This window comes from Microcoleus sp. Pol12B3, from assembly GCF_036701355.1.
In the GTDB taxonomy this organism is placed as follows: Bacteria; Cyanobacteriota; Cyanobacteriia; order Cyanobacteriales; family Microcoleaceae; genus Microcoleus.
In genome coordinates this window covers 1-18,694 of sequence record NZ_JAUBQS010000048.1, presented here as the reverse complement: position 1 = coordinate 18,694, position 18,694 = coordinate 1, and the positions used below count along the sequence as shown (strand labels likewise).

At 44.7% G+C, this 18,694-nt stretch carries 15 protein-coding genes; 5 read left to right on the top strand and 10 right to left on the bottom strand.

Annotation, left to right across the window (positions count from 1 at the left end):
- Window positions 1–126 precede the first annotated feature (126 nt).
- Window positions 127–282: a hypothetical protein gene (locus tag QUA53_RS21250; protein ID WP_333099665.1), complete on the bottom strand. Its 156-nt coding sequence runs from the start codon at window positions 280–282 to the stop codon at window positions 127–129.
- A 79-nt stretch (window positions 283–361) separates the two neighbouring features.
- Here QUA53_RS21250 and QUA53_RS21245 point away from each other — a divergent pair, with 79 nt between their 5' ends.
- A complete protein-coding gene (locus QUA53_RS21245; protein ID WP_333249063.1) occupies window positions 362–2,494 on the top strand; it encodes an ATP-binding protein in 2,133 nt (710 codons plus the stop codon).
- Between the two features lie 276 nt (window positions 2,495–2,770).
- Here the strand turns inward: QUA53_RS21245 and QUA53_RS21240 are convergent, their stop codons facing one another.
- Window positions 2,771–3,982, bottom strand: a complete 1,212-nt coding sequence (locus QUA53_RS21240; protein WP_333099667.1) for an acetate kinase — start codon at window positions 3,980–3,982, stop codon at window positions 2,771–2,773.
- A 230-nt stretch (window positions 3,983–4,212) separates the two neighbouring features.
- On the opposite strand from QUA53_RS21240, the gene psaK reads away from it, so the two are divergent.
- Window positions 4,213–4,473 (top strand): photosystem I reaction center subunit PsaK, encoded by a 261-nt coding sequence (gene psaK / locus QUA53_RS21235; RefSeq protein ID WP_333099668.1) that lies wholly within the window; start codon window positions 4,213–4,215, stop codon window positions 4,471–4,473.
- Window positions 4,474–4,514: 41 nt separating this feature from the next.
- On the opposite strand, the gene QUA53_RS21230 is transcribed toward psaK, so the two are convergent.
- From QUA53_RS21230 to QUA53_RS21220, 3 genes are read right to left on the bottom strand one after another with little or no spacing between them, the layout of a single operon-like run.
- Window positions 4,515–5,153 (bottom strand): histidine phosphatase family protein, encoded by a 639-nt coding sequence (locus QUA53_RS21230; protein WP_333099669.1) that lies wholly within the window; start codon window positions 5,151–5,153, stop codon window positions 4,515–4,517.
- 28 nt (window positions 5,154–5,181) lie between these two features.
- Window positions 5,182–5,865 carry a DUF3226 domain-containing protein gene (locus QUA53_RS21225; protein WP_333099670.1) on the bottom strand — a complete coding sequence of 228 codons (684 nt, stop codon included), beginning with the start codon at window positions 5,863–5,865 and terminating at the stop codon, window positions 5,182–5,184.
- On the bottom strand, window positions 5,858–6,871 hold the full coding sequence (locus QUA53_RS21220) for an AAA family ATPase (RefSeq protein WP_333099672.1): 1,014 nt from the start codon (window positions 6,869–6,871) through the stop codon (window positions 5,858–5,860). Before QUA53_RS21220 ends, QUA53_RS21225 begins: the two co-directional genes overlap by 8 nt.
- A gap of 103 nt (window positions 6,872–6,974) precedes the next feature.
- Between QUA53_RS21220 and QUA53_RS21215 the strand changes: the two genes are divergently transcribed.
- A complete protein-coding gene (locus tag QUA53_RS21215; protein WP_333099673.1) occupies window positions 6,975–7,202 on the top strand; it encodes a DUF433 domain-containing protein in 228 nt (75 codons plus the stop codon).
- 315 nt (window positions 7,203–7,517) lie between these two features.
- Here the strand turns inward: QUA53_RS21215 and QUA53_RS21210 are convergent, their stop codons facing one another.
- The 5 genes from QUA53_RS21210 to topA all read right to left on the bottom strand — a co-directional run bounded on the left by QUA53_RS21210 (window position 7,518) and on the right by topA (window position 16,114).
- Window positions 7,518–9,992, bottom strand: coding sequence for a phosphoketolase family protein (locus QUA53_RS21210; RefSeq protein WP_333099674.1), 2,475 nt, complete (start codon window positions 9,990–9,992; stop codon window positions 7,518–7,520).
- Between the two features lie 473 nt (window positions 9,993–10,465).
- Window positions 10,466–10,900 (bottom strand): hypothetical protein, encoded by a 435-nt coding sequence (locus QUA53_RS21205; protein ID WP_333099676.1) that lies wholly within the window; start codon window positions 10,898–10,900, stop codon window positions 10,466–10,468.
- A gap of 7 nt (window positions 10,901–10,907) precedes the next feature.
- Window positions 10,908–12,197: an AAA family ATPase gene (locus QUA53_RS21200; protein ID WP_333099678.1), complete on the bottom strand. Its 1,290-nt coding sequence runs from the start codon at window positions 12,195–12,197 to the stop codon at window positions 10,908–10,910.
- Window positions 12,198–12,732: 535 nt separating this feature from the next.
- On the bottom strand, window positions 12,733–12,981 hold the full coding sequence (locus QUA53_RS21195) for a hypothetical protein (protein WP_333099679.1): 249 nt from the start codon (window positions 12,979–12,981) through the stop codon (window positions 12,733–12,735).
- A gap of 409 nt (window positions 12,982–13,390) precedes the next feature.
- A complete protein-coding gene (gene topA, locus QUA53_RS21190) occupies window positions 13,391–16,114 on the bottom strand; it encodes a type I DNA topoisomerase (protein ID WP_333099681.1) in 2,724 nt (907 codons plus the stop codon).
- Between the two features lie 476 nt (window positions 16,115–16,590).
- Between topA and QUA53_RS21185 the strand changes: the two genes are divergently transcribed.
- Together QUA53_RS21185 and QUA53_RS21180 are read left to right on the top strand one after the other, a co-directional pair.
- Entirely contained in the window at window positions 16,591–17,262 is a 672-nt protein-coding gene (locus QUA53_RS21185) for a VOC family protein (protein ID WP_333099683.1), read from the top strand.
- A 170-nt stretch (window positions 17,263–17,432) separates the two neighbouring features.
- Window positions 17,433–18,694: protein kinase domain-containing protein (locus QUA53_RS21180; RefSeq protein WP_333099685.1), on the top strand; the 1,262-nt coding region annotated here is incomplete at its 3' end.

The following is an 18,694-nucleotide window of genomic DNA, read 5'->3' as shown; positions in this document are numbered from 1 at the left end:
CAACATCCCCAAATCAATTCCAGTTAGCAACCCTTAACAATCCGGCCACGCATTGCGTTTACTAAACTTTGAATTTGCAATTCAAGCTCGGCAAAAACTCTGCATTAAAGGCGAGCGATCTGGTTTTCATAAAAGGGCGATCGCCCTTTTGCAGCCGCACTGAGGATTGTTCATCACGACGAGGTGGCAAGGCTCCGGCAAAGCATAAAAAGTGTCAGATTTTTTATTAAAAAAGTAAATATTCTGTGTATCTTCACGATCGAACTGTAGATAGTAGATCATACTAAAATAAAAGTAATTTCCGATCATGAAGATACGTCACTTCGGCAAAACTCAGGCGATCCCATTGCAGCTCATACTGATGGTGCCATTTGTTTTGCAAATCTTTGGAGCGGTCGGTCTGGTTGGATATTTGTCGTTCAAAAATGGACAAAAAGCGGTAAACGACCTGGCGGATCGGTTGATGGATCGAACCAGCATTTCGGTGAATCAACATCTGGAGGCTTATTTATCTATTCCGCATCAAGTGATTCAGGTTAACGCCGATGCGATTCGGATGGGATTGCTAGATGTGCGCGATCGCCAAACCCTCGGTAAGTATTTCTGGCACCAAATGCAGGCCTATGACCTGAATTACATCGGCATTGGACTGATCGCGGGCGAGGGAGTAGGAGCCGCACGCTACGACCCCAAAAGCGTCGTGATTGATGATTGGAGTCCCAAACCGCCGAATAATGTCATCAACTATGCCACCGATAACAAAGGCGATCGCACTCACGTCGTGACTATTTATGATTGGGACAACTTGCAAGAACCTTGGTACACCGAACCCATGAAAGCAGGTAAACCCATCTGGTCGCGGATCGTCACCGTAAATTATCCCAATCATCCCTACATCGCTGCCTCCGCTGGTCGCCCCATCTATGACGCAAATAATCGCTTGCTAGGAATGGTTGGAGTCGATATTCATCTGTTGAAACTGAGCGATTTCTTACGGAATATGGATGTCAGCAGCTCAGGGCAGGTTTTCATCATCGAGCGCAATGGAATGTTGATCGCTAATTCTGCGAAAGAACAACCCTTTACCACCGTCAAAGACGAGATTCGGCGTTTGAAGGCGATCGACAGTCCCAATCCCATAGTGCAGGGAATTGCCAAACAAATCCAGCAACGCTTCAAAGGGTTTCAATCCATTTCTAAAGACACCAATCTCCGACTTGATTTTCAGGGAGAACTCTACTATGTGCAAGTCACTCCCTGGCGCGACCAATATGGATTGGATTGGTTAGTGGTGGTGAGTGTCCCAGAAAGCGAGTTCATGGCACAGATTGATGCCAACACCCGCACCACAATCTTGCTCTGCTTAGCAGCATTGGGGGTAGCTTGTGGGATGGGCGTTCTCACCTCCGGCTGGATTGCGCGTCCGATTCTGCGACTGAACCGGGCGAGTGAGGCAATAACATCTGGCAACTTCGACCAAGCTGTAGAAGACAGCCGTATTCAAGAACTCAACGCCCTTGCCAACTCCTTTAACCAGATGGCAAGACAACTGCGCGAATCGTTTACCGCCTTAGAAAAAAGTAATGCAGAATTAGAAGACCGGGTGGAATACCGCACCGGTGAACTCAAAAACGCCCTAAGTGAGTTGCAACGCAGCCAATCACAGATAATTCAGAGCGAAAAAATGTCTAGTTTGGGGCAAATGGTTGGTGGAGTTGCCCACGAAATTAACAACCCGGTCAACTTCATTCACGGCAACCTCGTCCATACACAGCAATACACCCAAGATTTGTTAAAGTTCGTGCAGCTTTATCAACAGCACTATCCTAACCCTGCTGACGAAATTCAAATTGCAGCCGAAGAAATCGACCTGGAGTTCTTGCAAGAAGACCTGCCCAAAATGCTGTCTTCGATGAAAATGGGTACCGATCGCATCCGCCAAATTGTCCTGTCGTTGCGGAACTTTTCACGGATGGACGAAGCAGATTTTAAAGCAGTGGATATCCATGAGGGTATTAACAGCACCCTACTGATTTTGCAACACCGCCTCAAAAATAGATTGGAACGACCGTCTATTGAGGTGATTCAAAACTACGGTTCTCTACCTCTGGTGGAATGCTACGCCGGACAACTCAATCAGGTGTTTATGAATATTCTCACCAATGCGATCGATGCTCTCCTCGTAGCAAGAGATTACCCGAAAAACTCTCATCAACAGCCTACAATTACAATTTCTACAGACGTGACTGACAGGAATTCTGTCATAATTAGAATTGCCGACAGCGGGCCGGGGATGAGCACTGAGGTGCTGCACAAGATATTCGATCCATTTTTTACAACTAAGCCAGTGGGTTCGGGAACTGGTTTGGGATTGTCTATTTCTCACTCGATTGTTGTGAGTTCTCACGGTGGAAAATTGACTTGCGTTTCTGCACCCGGAGAGGGGAGCGAGTTTATTATTGAAATTCCGATCGCCCCCAGGCAAGTTTTGTAATCGGCGCTACTATCAATCAACAGCATTGCTGAAAGAGTTATGATGTTTCAGGGAAAATGGAAGAAGAAACGTCTCTACATCTCTTTCTCTGCGTAAATCGCCGTCCATCCATTGTCATCTGCGGTTATTACATCCTCTTTTTTTCACCGCAGATGAGGGCAGATTAACACAGATTAACGCAGATGAATTAGATCTATTCCGGTGGCGCCGTTCGTGATTGTTGACCCTTCTGCGAAGCTGAGTGGGCATGGCTGTTGCAGGAATTCATAAAATAAGTTAGTGATAAAGTTTCCAGCATTCTCGCGCAATTTCCCAATCCTCCTGCGTGTGAATTACCAAAATTCTCACGGCTGAATCCACTGCAGCAATATCTTGATCGAGCGGTGAATGTTGATTTTTCTCATCATCCAATTTTAACCCGATAAATCCAAAAGCTTCGCAAGCTGCCGATCGCACAACAGCAGAATTTTCCCCAACTCCAGCCGTAAACATTAAAGCATCCAACCCTCCCAAACTCGCCAGCATCGCACCAATTCCCGCACGCAAACGGTGGATGTAAATATCCAAAGCAAGTTGAGCTCTCTGATTACCTTGGGCGATCGCATCTCCTATCTGCCGCAGATCGCTAGACACCCCTGAAATTCCTTTTAAACCAGAATTTCGATTGAGAATACCATCAAGTTTCTCAGCAGTAAAATCGGATTGTTTTAACAGATGAATGAGAATGCCTGGATCGATCGAACCAGATCGACTTCCCATCATCAAACCTTCCAAAGGCGTAAATCCCATCGTCGTGTCTACACTCCAGCCCCCGCGAATGGCTGCCAGAGAACATCCGTTGCCCAAATGACAGCTAATCAACCGCAAATCTGCCAAATTTTTACCCAGAATGTCGGCAGCCCGACGCGCGCAATATTGATGGCTAATCCCGTGAAAACCGTAGCGCCGAATCCCATTTTCCAGCCATTCATAGGGACCGGGATATACAAAGGCTGCGGGCGGCAATTGTGCGTGAAAAGCTGTATCAAATACTGCTACTTGTGGCACTTTTTCGAGGATTTTTTCAATCGCTTCGATACCTTCGAGGTTAACCGGATTGTGTACGGGGGCGAAAACCGATAAACGGGCGATCGCCTTTTTAACATCCGGCGAAATTAACGTACTTTCCTGATATTCTTGTCCGCCGTGTACGACGCGGTGGCCGACAATATCAATCTCCTTTAAATTATTAATGGTTTGAGTTTTTCCCCTCCAAAGAGTCTCCAGCATTCGAGAAATAGCATCTTTGCGAGAGTCTGAGGCAAACTCATCTTCAAGCCGATCGCCCTTTGCTGTTTTGACTTTCAACTCTGCTATACCCTGCTGGTGAGTCCAGTCAATTTGCGCTTCCCAGAGGGGTTGGGGCGGGCGATCGGGCAGGACATCGTTTAACTCGTAAAGACAGCTCTTTTGACTGCTAGAACCCGCATTTAACACCAGTATTTTCATGCTTTATTATTTCCTGTTGATTCGTTCTTTCGATCGCTAGGCGATTGAAATCGCGTCTTGTCAAACTTTCCTCCCAGCAGAGGGGGACTAAAAAATCTTGAGACTCAGGGAAAATTATTAAGAAAAATGTCGAAAAATTAACTGTTAATGCAATCTGTAGCTAACAGTTGCATTTTTTTGATATATCTTCTAGGCAGATTTTCATTTACTAAAGTTTAAGGAGCCGATCGATGTTTACACCAATTTTACTTGCCACTGTCGCCAGAACCGTAGAGTGGAGCCCCACGACTGGTTTGATTATGATTATTTGCAATATTTTAGCTATTGCGATCGGCAGATCAACCATCCAAAAGCCTCACACAGGCCCAGCCGCGCCCTCATCGGGTTTGGTCGGCGGCTTGAGTTTGGGTGCACTTGTGGGAAGTCTCTGCTTCGGTCATATTTTGGGAACGGGTACGATTTTAGGATTGTCTTACCTCGGTGCGATTTAGTGGCAGACTGTAGGGTGCGCCTCCGCACCTTACCCGCGATTTCAAGTACCGGGTAAATTGCGGAGGTTTTCATCCATGTACGATCGATCGCCCAAAACCTCCAGCAGCGGCCCGCGAACATCAAACTTGACAATACTGACAGAAGCTGCTAAAGCGCTAATGCGATCGCGATAACGCCCCAAATCAATCCCCAACAGACTGCACAGAATAATTCTAATAGTTGCTTTGTGCGAGACAACCAACACATTTCCATTCTTGTATTTTTCCTCAATTTCGGCAATAACTAAGGAAGCTCTACTAGCAATTTGCACCGAAGTTTCGCCGCCGTTTGGTGCATTCCAAGCAGGTTCAGTCAGCCAATTAATATAATCTTCTTCGTATTCTATTTTGACCGCTTCTACTGTTTTGCCCTCCCACTCACCGTACTTAATCTCCCTCAGTCCGTCGCGAAGCTGCATTTCAATTCCCACAGCATCGCACAAAGGTTTTGCAGTAGCAATTGTGCGTTTCATCGGACTGACATAAACAGCATTCCAAGGCAATTTCGCGTAAGTTCGGGCAAACTGTGCTGCCATTTGAACACCTTCTGCTGTTAATTCTGGATCGAGGTCGCCGCAGAAACCACCTGTTTGGCTGTAAGTCGTTTCACCATGCCGCAGAAAGTAGATTTTTAAGCTCATGAGTTAATTGTGTGTGAATTTTACTATGTTAGCAAAAGAGTTTAAAAAACTCCTTCAAATCATCGAGAGCAGGATTATCCCAATCCCAAATATCTTTTTTGTGTTCCATAACATAATCAAACCCAGACATAGTGCATTTCCTGCCAGCTTGTTGCTGTTCCTTATCTGAGCAAGTATCATACCTAAGATAGATGCTCACCCAAAATTTATCAAACTCTTTCTGGTTGATTTCCTTTCGGTGACTTTCTATGCAAGTTTGCCAACTATTCAAACAATCAGCATGAGGAGATTCTCTAGCCTTTATTGTCTTTAAAAGCGTTTCCAGTTCGCCTTTACCTCCAACATTTGTAAAGTAACAAGCCAATTTTGCATTTGTTCCATTATCTCCAGAAATATCGATAAATTGTTTAGTGCTTAACAAAGTTTCAGATTCAAACACCTGTTTTATACATTTATCTACGAATTTCAGCCTCTCTTGCTCTGAATCGTTATCAATATCAATAATAATCCCAATCTTTTCAATATCTCTTTTTTGCAGGTCGGCTTCTAAATCTTTTAAAGTATTGATTAACTTTGTTTCGCTCAAACCTTCCAAACTTTCATAATCTATATAGATAGGTGGTTCTACCTCAATATCGCAGTTTAGTTTCTCAACCATTGCCTTCATAAAAATTGCATCATTTTTACTTTCTACTATGACAATATTACTCACCTCTCACTCCTTTCTGATGCTCTAGTGCGTAATTCAAGGTTTCCAAATCGCGTCTGATGCCGATGATTTGATTTGTTTTGGGTTTCTTTGCTAGTTCAAAATATGCGCTGCTGCATTCTTGATTGGGTTCCAAACCCACATCAGCAAATGCTTGCAGCATCTCTAAACTGTGAGTTGTGGCAAAAATCTGCGTATCCAGTTCCACCGCCAAGCGAAATAAAATTCTCCAAAACTCCCGCTGGTTTGTATAGTGTATGCCATTCTCTATTTCATCAATTAGCAGTATTTTGTGTTTATTGTTTACTAATTTAAGAATAATATATGCAACTCTATTCATTGCATCTCCAAACAATGATAAAGGCAAACGCTTTTCGCCCTTTCTTCTTAAGTAAAGTGTGGGTTCGCCAATTGAAAAACTTTCTACAGATTCGATCGTAGGGTCAATAATTTGAAAAGCTTTCAAAACTTCGCTATCTTTATCTTCCAAGCGCGCGTGATCGAATGACTCTATGAGTTTTCTTCCTGGAATTCTGATAAAAGGAGGAACGATCGGTATTTCGTACACAAGGAAATTTGTATTACTCATTGAGCTTCTATAAGTAACACTTCCTACTAACTCGTTAAAGATCTTTTCACCTTTTATTGTTTTAATAATTAAATCAGAATCACGTGAATTGATTTCTATTTGAATCTCTACTAGATCGAGATTATCATTGGCATTATCATTCTTTCCCTGAATAACTATAGTTTTATCTTTTTTTAAGGCATAAAATAAGTTATTCCATGCTCTATCTGGCATAGCATCTAGGGCGGCTGATGACTCTCTTCTCAGCTCTCTTAGCATTACTATACTACTAAGATCGGGAGCAAAATTGAGAAAAATTGCTTCTAGCAAGGCTGTCTTGCCAGCATTATTTTTACCGCCGATTAAATTGACTCTTTCAAACCCAGAAATTTTGATTTGCTCAAAACACCTAAAATTTTGGATTTCTATTTCTTTAAGCATTCCCGCCTCTTTTGAATGTACAAATCCTAAACCACCGTTGATTTATGCTAAGATTAATTCTATCTTAGTTGTTTTACTTCATCCGCAACAAGCGACGAATGTCATGCAGACTATAGACCTCTTTGAAGTCATTGAACGCGATCCAAGCAAGGTGAGTGGTGCATGGGTATTTCGGGGAACGCGCGTACCTGTTGCCGCCTTTTTCGAGAATATTAAAGATGGAGCATCTATTGACCAGTTTCTCGAATGGTTTCCGGGAGTAACTCGCGCCCAAGTTGAGGTATTACTCGATCGCGCCCTAGCCTCAATAACGCAGATGGCGCAGGCATGAAGATATCGATTAACCCGCAAGTCCGCCGGGGGTTGAAAACCCCCGTCTCATAGCGAAAGTCCTCTGAAAGAGGACTGAAAAGCCAATTAAATAAACCACTTAATTCCTAATTTCAAATCTCAAATCTCCAATCTCAAATCAATAATTTCCAATCTAACATCTAAAATCTAAAATCGATAGTCAGTTTCAACTGACTTTTGCTATGAGACAGGGGTTTTCAACCCCTGGCGGACTCGCGGACTAACGACAGATATCTCATAGCAACTAAAAAAGCCCTCAATTTCTGAGGACTTTCTTTTCAGACAGCGATCGCACCTATCCCGGTGCACCCGATCGCACAGTTTGATCTCCAGTCGTTGTCGGATCTTTCGTTTCCTTCGGCGCTTCCGACGAAACCGGGCCCGCGTGCGGCCACTTCCAGTCGCGGATTTCCGGCATATCATCGCCGTGTTCGTTGATATACTGCCTGTGTTCGATCAGCTTGTCACGAATAGCTTGTTTGCCGTAAGCTGCGACAGAACTCAGTTTCGGAACGCGATCGAGTACATCTCCAACTAAATGGAATCGATCGAGGTCATTAATCACCACCATATCAAACGGCGTCGTAGTCGTTCCCTCTTCCTTGTAACCCCGAACGTGAATATTCGGGTGATTTGTCCGGCGATAAGTCAAGCGGTGAATCAGCCAAGGATAGCCGTGAAAAGCAAAAATCACCGGCTTATCTTTCGTGAACAAAGTATCAAACTCCTTGTCAGACAAACCGTGGGGATGTTCGCTAGCAGGTTGCAGCGTCATCAAATCCACCACATTCACCACCCGCACTTTTAAATCGGGATAATCTCGGCGGAGAATGTCAACCGCAGCCAAAGTTTCCAGCGTCGGAACATCACCCGCGCAAGCCATCACCACATCCGGTTCCCCGCCTTTATCATTGCTAGCCCACTCCCAAATGCCGATGCCGGCGGTACAGTGTTTAATCGCAGCATCCATATCCAAATACTGCAATGCCGGCTGCTTCCCTGCAATAATCACGTTGACATAGTGGCGGCTGCGAAGACAGTGATCCGTTACTGACAGCAAAGTGTTCGCATCCGGCGGCAAATAAATCCGCACAACTTCCGCTTTCTTGTTAATTACGTGGTCGATAAAACCCGGATCTTGGTGAGAAAAACCGTTGTGGTCTTGCCGCCAAACGTGAGAAGTTAGTAAGTAATTCAGAGAGGCGATCGGTCGGCGCCAAGGAATGTGACGAGTAGTTTTCAACCACTTGGCGTGTTGGTTGAACATCGAATCGATGATGTGAATAAACGCCTCGTAACAAGAGAAAAAGCCGTGGCGTCCCGTCAGCAAATATCCTTCCAGCCATCCCTGACATAGATGTTCGCTGAGGACTTCCATCACCCGGCCGTCGGGGGAGATGTGGTCGTCTTCGGGCAAAATTTCTCCCGCCCACATCCGGTTCGTCACTTCAAACACCGGATCGAGCCGGTTTGAGGCCGTCTCGTCAGGCCCGACAATGCGGAAATTGGCGTTTTCCTGATTCAGTTTCATCACCTCTCGCAGGAAGCGACCGGAAACGCGAGTTGCTTCTGCCATTACAGTGCCCGGTTTTTGCACGTCAACCGCAAAGTCTTCAAATTCCGGCATTTTCAAGTCTCGCAGCAGCAGGCCGCCGTTAGCGTGGGGATTTGCCCCCATCCGCCGAGATCCCTTGGGTGCGAGTTCCGCCAATTCGGGAATTAACTTGCCCTTTTCGTCGAAGAGTTCTTCCGGCTTGTAGCTTTTCATCCAATCTTCCAGGAGTTGGACGTGTCCCGGCTTAGAAGCCATTTCCGAAAGTGGGACTTGGTGCGATCGCCAATAATCCTCAGTTTTCTTACCGTCAACTTCCTTCGGCCCCGTCCAGCCTTTGGGAGTTTTCATCACAATCATCGGCCACTGGGGACGGCCCGAATAGCCCTCTGTCCGGGCTTTTTCCTGAATCGCCTTAATTTCGCCGATCGCAGTATCGAGAGTTGCAGCCATCAACTGGTGCATGGTTTCCGGGTCTGAACCTTCCACCCAATAAGGTTTGTAGCCGTAACCGACCATCAAACTTTCCAATTCCTCGCGCGGAATGCGGGCCAACAGCGTTGGATTGGCAATTTTGTAGCCGTTCAAGTGCAGAATCGGCAACACGGCCCCGTCCCGAACCGGGTTTAGAAACTTGTTAGAGTGCCAGCTAGCAGCCAGCGGGCCCGTTTCCGCTTCCCCGTCGCCGACAACGGCCGCCACGATCAAATCGGGATTGTCGAAGGCCGCCCCGTAAGCGTGCACCAGGGCGTAGCCGAGTTCGCCGCCTTCGTGAATCGAACCGGGGGTTTCCGGGGCGACGTGGCTGGGGATACCGCCGGGAAAGGAGAACTGTTTGAACAGCCGTTTGATACCCTCTTCATCTTGGGAAATGTTCGAGTAATATTCGGTATAAGTGCCTTCGAGATAGGTGTTGGCGACCAAGCCCGGCCCGCCGTGTCCGGGGCCTGCGATGTAGATGGTGTTGAGGTCTTGGGCTTTGATGATGCGGTTGAGGTGAACGTAGATGAAGTTGAGGCCTGGAGTGGTGCCCCAATGTCCGAGGAGTCTCGGTTTGACGTGTTCGATTTTGAGGGGTTCTTTGAGTAGGGGGTTGTCGAGGAGATAGATTTGTCCGACGGATAGGTAGTTTGCCGCCCGCCAGTAGGCGTTCATTTTGTGTAGTTCTGAGTCGGAAAGCGGCTTTAATTGCGGGATCTCGGTTGTTCCTAGCATCATCAGCGATTGACTCCTGAGTTTTGGTTGTTTTGTAAAGTGCGATCGTGAAGTGCGATCGATATTAATTTGTTATTTGTGACATTTTGTATTTAAACTCCATGTCTTCCACGCAAACTATTGAATTCTAGCTTGTTTATGCCTCCATTAAAGTTTAAATCAATGTTAATTTATGGCTAAACATCGCACAGTTCTGCTCGAATAAAGGTGACAAATTACGGGGATCAAGGAATTAAGCAATATAAAATAGGATTTACACAAAATTTTTTGTAGGGTGTGCACTGCCCACTGATCCGTAGTAGATGTTGGGAGTGGTGGGATGTGTTAGGGAAGTCCCGAAAAGATATTTCTTAAGGTAGGTGTCAGAATTAATTATAATAAATACGAACTCAAATTTAGTTGAGGCAGGGCGATCGTCGGCTGACTCCTTTTCTGCTAAAGTTTTGTATGTTCGTCATATCAAAGTTCTCGTGAGCTTAGCTTATGGAGGTACTTAAATCATACTCATCTTGAATATTCTTGATTCGGAAACTAGCATTAAATTTTTTCTTAAACTGACTTTGTAGCTGTTGTATACTTGTTGTTTGTTTTGGCACACGTGTAGACACGACAAAACATAGCTTCTTAATCTTTTGGGGATTTTCCGAAAGTAATTTAATAGTTGATTCTATTTGTTTAACCGCCTGTGCAATATCGCTTCCTTTCAACTCTACATATATTTCTATTGCATCAGAAGGAATCAGTGCGTAGTCGCAACGCAAAGTCTCATTGTCACTAATAACGCAGCCATCAACCTTAATTATTAATATTTCGTCTTCATTCGGGTTGAGGAACGTTATTTTACTTTTGTTCTCCTGCAAGACAATCTTGGTGTCGGATCTATGTTCCTCACACTCTGGAAGACTTTTCATATACGATTCAAACTAAGTTGAGAAGTTGATCGAATTCAATAGCTAGTTCATCAGAAACAGAATCAATCACTCGCGCATCAATCAACCCAGTATCAGGACACACAATACTATTGCATTTTCCATCGCTCACAACATAGGCTGAGAGATCGTCAACATCTAATGATTTGTATCTAGATACAATCTTTTCTAGTTGATGTTGTATATCTTCGCTGGACTCTTCATAAAGAAGCCCAGCCTGGAGTAGATTATTAAGTGCTGTCAGGACATAAGGACTATGGGTAGTGATAAAGAATTGAAGTTGCTCTTTGCGAAAATTAAAGACAGTAGCGATCAACTCGACAATATTACGCTGTGCGCTTGGAAATAAATGCGCTTCCGGCTCCTCAATATACACTGTCTGACCGGCTGGAGGGTAAGCTAGAACAGTTAGTGCAGCTAGCATAATTGTCAGAGGCAATGTTTCCTGTTGACCGGAAGATGAGTTCGCAATACTAATACGTCTTCCATCTGCCACCTCCAGAAAATCTTTGCCTTTTTCCTGTATATGCTTACCACATAAAGACTGCTCTATTAGCGTGTTTATTTCCTCTAGTATATCTTGTGTATATTTATCTTCAGGATCAATTTTATATTGTATACGCAAATTTTTTATCCCTTCGTATGTTGAGCCAAACGATCTTAGAAATGGATCTAAGGTATTATTGCTTGAAAGAAAAGAAAAAATATTGCTCTGAAGATTAGCGAAAAATGAGCGGCCAGCAGGAATAAAAAGCTGATTGAAGGCTGCCTCTCGACCAATGGATCTGCCTAAACTTTCTACTAAGCGATCTTTTAAAATTTTATTGCCAAAAAATGAACTATTAAGAATATTAAAACTAAAAGTTATTTCAGAGCTTTCCTCTCTTGCTTTTTTGAGTAAATTGCGTAGGTCTGCCAATTCTTTCTTGAAAAAATCTGAATAGCTGAGGGAAATTCTACCTTTGGTATCCTGTTTTCTACTAACTTCTATAAAAACATTGGAAATTTCATACCTGATGAAAAAATGTTCTTTTCCCCAACAATCAGGAGGAAAATATTCCTCAAACCTCTTGGAATAATTTGAATCTAGATTTCGTTTTGTCTGCTCATTATCTACAACCGAGAAAATTTCCCATACAAAGTTCTTAAAATAAAAAAGGAGTTTAGCGCAAACACTTTTACCACTAGCTTGAGGGCCAATAAGTATATTTATTCGTTTGATTTCAATCTCCAAATCCTTGATGCCAGCAAAGTTTTTAACTATTAATTTTTCAGCCATAATTGAAATCAAGTATGGTAAGGGCTTGTGTCATCTTAACATACCAATTTAACTTTTCTGGTTAAAGTTGTCACTTTTGTGTTAATAAACCTAATTAGTCGCCCTAGGAAAAACCTCAAACAACTCTCATTAATACCCAGATGGATTTCTACCATTTGTACCAATATACTTTTGGATTACCGCAGTTTTTTCGTGAAAGTCGATCGCCCATATCGCCTTTCTGGTCGCTGAGGAGATTTTAGACCAACGTGCGGTTATTGATAGGGAAAGGAATTACCGAAACCCTAAAATAATACCATTTTTACAAAGTTTCGCTAGAAAATAAGTCTTGGGTTTGTTTACATCGCCTCTCGATCGCACAGGTGCGGATCTGTGAGATTGTCGATATGCTGCGTTAGGGGTTGTTCATGGCGGCGCACCCTACGACTACTTAGCCGATGCCACAAAGTAAACTCAAGCAATCTCAATCCGAAAATCACTGCATCGGTTTGATTGCTGGCTATATGCCATTGCCAATATTTCCCGCTGAAAAAACCTACGAGGCGACTAAAACAGGACTCTCTGAAATCCGGCAAACATTGGACACAGTTGGCTGGTGGGAAACGACTCGCAGTTCGTGAGGATAGCGGGGACGCGGGTCATTTTCTAACCAGATGGGCGGTACCATCATCACTTCATAGTAAGCGATCGTATCGAAAACACCTGGCTGGGACTTCAACTCCACTGTCAAGCCCGCTCTGTACTCAAATGCTTCTTCCCAGTCTAAGTTTTCATTGATACCCATAGCGATCGCGCCTCTTAATCTTGTTTCTTTTCTCAATTGTAGGGCATTACATAAAACATTCGGTACTTTCTGTTGCTTGTGATACAATTTGTAACCTTATATATACGTTCCCTGACAATTCAACAGAGAAGAGCAATTGTCAATAAGTAAATAGGATGATTTGACCGACGGGTGACAAGTAAGCCCAAAAGCTAGGCTTGACAAGAGTTTGAGTTGATATGTCTCAAAAAAAATAGGGGCGATCGAACCCCGCAGAGGCTGATGACAAATACCTAAGAGAAAAAAATTGTCAGGACTAAACTCCTTACTACAAACCTATTTTTGTCATGTTCTCTAGTATTTGATAAATAAAAAAACCCGGTTTTTTGAATAAACCGAGTTTTGGGAATGAGAAAAAACTCAACTAATTTTACTTAGTTGTTTTCTTGGCTGTTGTCGCAGTCGCCGTTTTTTTAGCAGTGGTTTTCTTCGCCGCAGTCTCGGTCTTTTTAGCAGTGGTTTTCTTCGCCGCAGTCTTCTTCGTTGCAGTTTCCGATTTCTCCGCAGTTGTCTTAGTTGACTTCTTCGATTTGCTGCTAGTTTTTGGGCCCGCTGCTTCCTTCGTTGCTAACAATTCCAGTGCTCTTTGCAAGGTGAAATTCTCCACAGATTCATCCTTCGACAAAGAAGCATTGATATCGCCGTGTTTCACGTAGGGGCCGTAGCGGCCATCGTAAACATTGATCGGTTCTCCCGACTCTGGATGTGCGCCCAATTCCTTCAAAGGTGTAGCAGTTTTGCTGCGGCCGCGGGCGGCTTTCGGCTGCGATAATAACTCTAAAGCCCGATCGAGCGTTATCGTCAAAACATCATCCGGCGGTTTGATCGATCGATAATCTTTCCCCACCTTACCCTGGTCATGCACCACATAAGGCCCGTACATCCCCAAATTAGCTTGCACCTTCGCTCCCGTCTCCGGGTGAGTGCCCAACAACCGGGGTAAAGTCAACAAACTCACCGCCATATCCAGCGTCACGCTATCCTTATCCGTCCCCTTCGGTAAAGAAGCCCGCTTCGGTTTCTTGTTCGTTTCCGAAACTTCCCCTAACTGAACGTATGGCCCATAACTGCCAATCAGCACATAAATCGGTTCCCCAGTTTCCGGGTGAAGACCCAATTTTTCCGGGCCTTCGGTTTTTTGCTTTAACAGAAACTCCACTTGTTCCGGATCTAAATCTGCCGGCGTCAAATCTTGGGGAATAGATGCTTTTACCAAGCCTTCTTCGCTTTCAGATTCCAGATAGGCGCCGAATTTGCCGATGCAGACTTTAGCAGTAATATTCTCCAATACCACAGTTCGGGCAACTTTCGCGTCAATCTGACTTTCCTGTTCTTTGACTTGGGTTGCGAGTCCGGTTTCCCCTGTATAAAACTTTTGCAAATACGGCAGCCATTTCGCCTCGCCCGTGGCAATTTCATCGAGGGTTTGTTCCATTCGGGAAGTAAAACCGGTGTCTACTAAATCAGGAAAATGTGTTTCCAATAAAGTCGTGACGGCGAAAGCGGTGAAGGTCGGAATTAGGGCGTTAGCTATTAATTTGGCATATCCCCGATCGACAATTGTACCGATAATACTCGCATAGGTACTCGGACGGCCCACACCTTCGCTTTCGAGCATTTTGACCAGAGAAGCTTCCGTGTAGCGGGCGGGAGGTTGAGTTTCGTGACCAACTGCCTCTAAATCCTTACAATTAGGTTTATCCCCCACCTTCAGCGCCGGCAAAATCACCTCTTGGTCTTCCAACGCCGCATTCGGATCGTCGGAACCTTCCACGTAAGCCCGCAAAAAGCCTGGAAAATCAATCCGTTTGCCGCTGGAACGGAAACCGGCATCTTCTACCTGAGTTTGTACCGTAACGTGAGTTTGGCGGGAATCGGCCATTTGAGAAGCGACTGTCCGCTTCCAAATCAAATCATAGAGGCGGAAATCAATCCCATCCAATCCCGTTTGCTGCGGAGTCCGAAAAGTGCTGCCTGCCGGACGGATAGCTTCGTGGGCTTCCTGGGCGCCTTTGCTTTTGGTGGTGTATTTGCGCGGTTGGGGGCTGAGGTATTCGCTGCCGTAAAGTTCTTGCACGCAACTGCGCGCCGCTGCGATCGCCTGTTCGGACAAATGTACCGAATCCGTCCGCATATAGGTGATAAAACCGCGTTCGTAGAGACTTTGGGCAATTCGCATAGTTTCCCGCGCACCCAGCCTCAGTTTGCGGTTAGCTTCCTGCTGCAAAGTCGAGGTTGTAAATGGTGGCGAGGGTTTGCGGGTGACTGGCCGTTCTTCAATATTCCCGACAGTCCAGGGTTTGTTTTGAATGCGTGAGAGTAAAGCCCGCGCCTGTTCTTCGTTCAGCAAAAGTACACGGCGGCCTGCGATAATTTGCCCGGTATTTTCATCAAAATCGCTGCCGTTTGCAACTTTTACATTGCCGACTGTCACGAGTTTGGCATCAAAGGAAATTTTGCCCTTTTCCAAAAGGGCTTTTAAATCCCAGTAACTACCTTGGCGGAAGGCGCGGCGTTCCCGTTCCCGGCGCACCAAAAGCCTGACTGCGACTGACTGTACTCTACCGGCGGACAAACCCCAAGCGATTTTTTTCCACAATAGCGGAGAGAGTGTGTAACCGACGAGTCTGTCGAGAATTCGGCGAGTTTCTTGGGCTTGTACTACTCGATTGTCGATATCGCGACAGTGAGTTAAGGCGTCGCGGATAGCTTCGCGGGTGATTTCGTGAAACACCATCCGCTTGATGGGAACTTTGGGTTTGAGGATTTGCAGCAAATGCCAGGAAATGCTTTCGCCTTCTCGGTCTTCGTCAGTAGCTAGTATCAGTTCTGTGGCGTCTTTGAGGGCGTCTTTGAGTTCTTTAACAATTTTCTTTTTATCTTTCGGGATGACGTAGAGGGGTTCAAAGTCTGCTTCCACGTTTACGCCCAGTTGCGCCCATTTTTCTCCTTTAACGGCTTCTGGTATTTCTTCGGCGGAGGATGGTAGGTCGCGGACATGGCCCATCGATGCCTCTACACGGTAGGTGGAGGGCAGGAAGTTGCGGATGGTGCGGGCTTTGGTAGGAGATTCGACGATGACTAAGGTTGACATGGCATCTTTTAAATGTGGATGGCAGCGCAGCTAGAGGGTCTAAGTTAGAGAGTTTAGGTCAGATGTCAAGGCTTCTTTCAAATTTGGGCGATTATTTTCAAACTACCTTAATTTTTAACTTACTGCCGATCGGGTTGCAGGTGACAAGCTGATGGGATTTTACTGCTTTCGGGGCAGAGGCTGCGAATCGCCTCTCTACAAGATGCACTCCTTGGATGACCTGACTTTAGCAGAATTGTCGGTAACTGGATGTTGAGACTGCTGGATGCGGGCGGATGGTTCCTCAATCTGGTTGTAACTTGAAGGTTGGGGCGACCGATTTTAGATTTTAGATTTTAGATTGGGAAAGATTTACTGAGTACAGGTTTTGGGCTTTGGTACAGTACGCTGTGCAGCATCAGCGTGGCGATCGGAAAAAAAGCAATCACAGAGGATTAAAATTACTTGAGCGATCGAGTAATTCGATGAATAATTGTATGACAGTTGAATTCGACCATCTTTTCATCCTTACTGATATTGGTGCTTCGGAAGCTAATCGTTTATCATCCTTCGGTTTAGTTGAGGGTGGATCTCGCATTCATCACGGACAAGGTACAGCCAATCGCTGTTTCTTTTTCCATAACGCAATGTTGGAATTGTTATGGATTCACGATCCAGAAGAGGCGCAGTCTGAGCCAATTCATCAGACTCGTCTTTGGGAGCGATCGACAAATCGGAATAATGGTGCGTGTCCATTTGGCATCTGTTTGCGTCCAGCCAAAGGTGCTGAGGACACAGTTGCATTTTCAAGTTGGGCATATCGTCCACCTTATTTATCTGAAACTATGAGTATTGCAGTAGGAACAAATAGTGATGTGTTGACTGAACCCATGCTTTTCCAAATTGCCTTTGGTAAACGTCCAGATCGAGACTCGGCCCCTAAGTCACAGCCTTTGGATCATGGTGTTGGTTTCCGGGAAATTACTCGTGTAGAATTAGTCAGTCCTGCTGCAAATAATCCGTCACCTGAACTTCAAGCAGTGCTTGAGACAAATCAATTAAAATTGCGGATAGGAACCGAGTATTTTGTCGAGCTCGGTTTTGATGGAGAAGTGCAGGGACAACAGGTAGATTTCCGGCCTGGATTGCCGCTTATTATCAGTTGGTAATCAAAACCTGTAAAACAATTAATAATATGGCTTCACTATCCAACGAACTGCGATCGTTCGTACAGAATGCCCACTGACAATTACAGGAACATTAGAGGCCATTGAGAATTTTTCAAGTTGGCTGAGTAAACTAGAGATATAGTAACCCCCTATTTATTGAGAACTGGAAAATGGAGACAATTACTGACCTGCCAGGGTATCGCATAACAGAGCAACTCTATGCAGGATCTCGCACTTTAGTCTATCGCGGTGTTCGGGAGAGCGATCGCACTCCAGTCGTCATCAAACTGCTGCGAAATGAATACCCCAGCTTCAGCGAACTGCTGCAATTCCGCAATCAATATACCATTGCCAAAAATCTACGTCTGCCGGGAGTGGTTGAACCCCTCGATTTAGCACCTTACAAAAACGCCTATGCTTTGATAATGGAGGACTTTGGAGGAGTTTCCCTGTCTACTTATATCCCGTCAGCAACTAATAAAAACCAACCCGATAAATCTGTATTTTTAGAAAACTTTCTCAACCTAGCCCTCAAACTAGCAAATATTCTCCACTCTCTCTATCAAAACAGAGTTATTCATAAAGATATCAAACCCGCCAATATTCTGATTAACCCACATAGCAAAGAAATTAAACTCATTGACTTCAGTATTTCTTCCCTGCTGCCGAGAGAAACCCAAGAAATCCAGAATCCCAACACCCTCGAAGGAACCTTAGCTTATCTCTCCCCAGAAAAAACAGGAAGAATGAATCGAGGCATTGACTATCGGAGTGACTTTTATTCCCTCGGTGTGACCTTCTATGAATTGTTGACAACACAGTTACCATTCGAGTCAGACGACCCAATGGAGTTAGTGCATTGTCATTTAGCAAAACAGCCGATTCCGGTACATCAAATCAAGCCAGAAGTTCCCCTAATTTTATCGCAAATTGTTAGTAAACTGATGGCAAAGAATGCGGAAAATCGCTATCAGACTGCATTAGGACTGAAACACGATTTAGAAAATTGTCTGGCTCAGTTACAAAACACGGGTAACATTGAGACGTTTGCATTGGGAACGCGAGATATTACAGACCATTTCCTCATCCCCGAAAAACTCTACGGCAGAGAAACAGAAGTTGAAACATTATTAGCAGCCTTTGAGCGAGTCAGCAGAGGCAGCACCGAAATGATGCTAGTATCCGGTTACTCGGGCATTGGAAAATCCGCCCTAGTACAAGAAGTATATAAACCAATTACTAAAGCCAGAGGTTATTTTATTGCCGGAAAATTCGACCAATTTCAACGAAACATCCCTTACGCGGCAGTTGTTAAAGCCTTTCAATCATTAGTCAAGCAACTCTTAACAGAAAGTGAAAATCAACTCAATACCTGGAAATCAAAACTTTTAGCAGCTATTGGCACTAATAGTCAAATAATTGTCGATGTCAT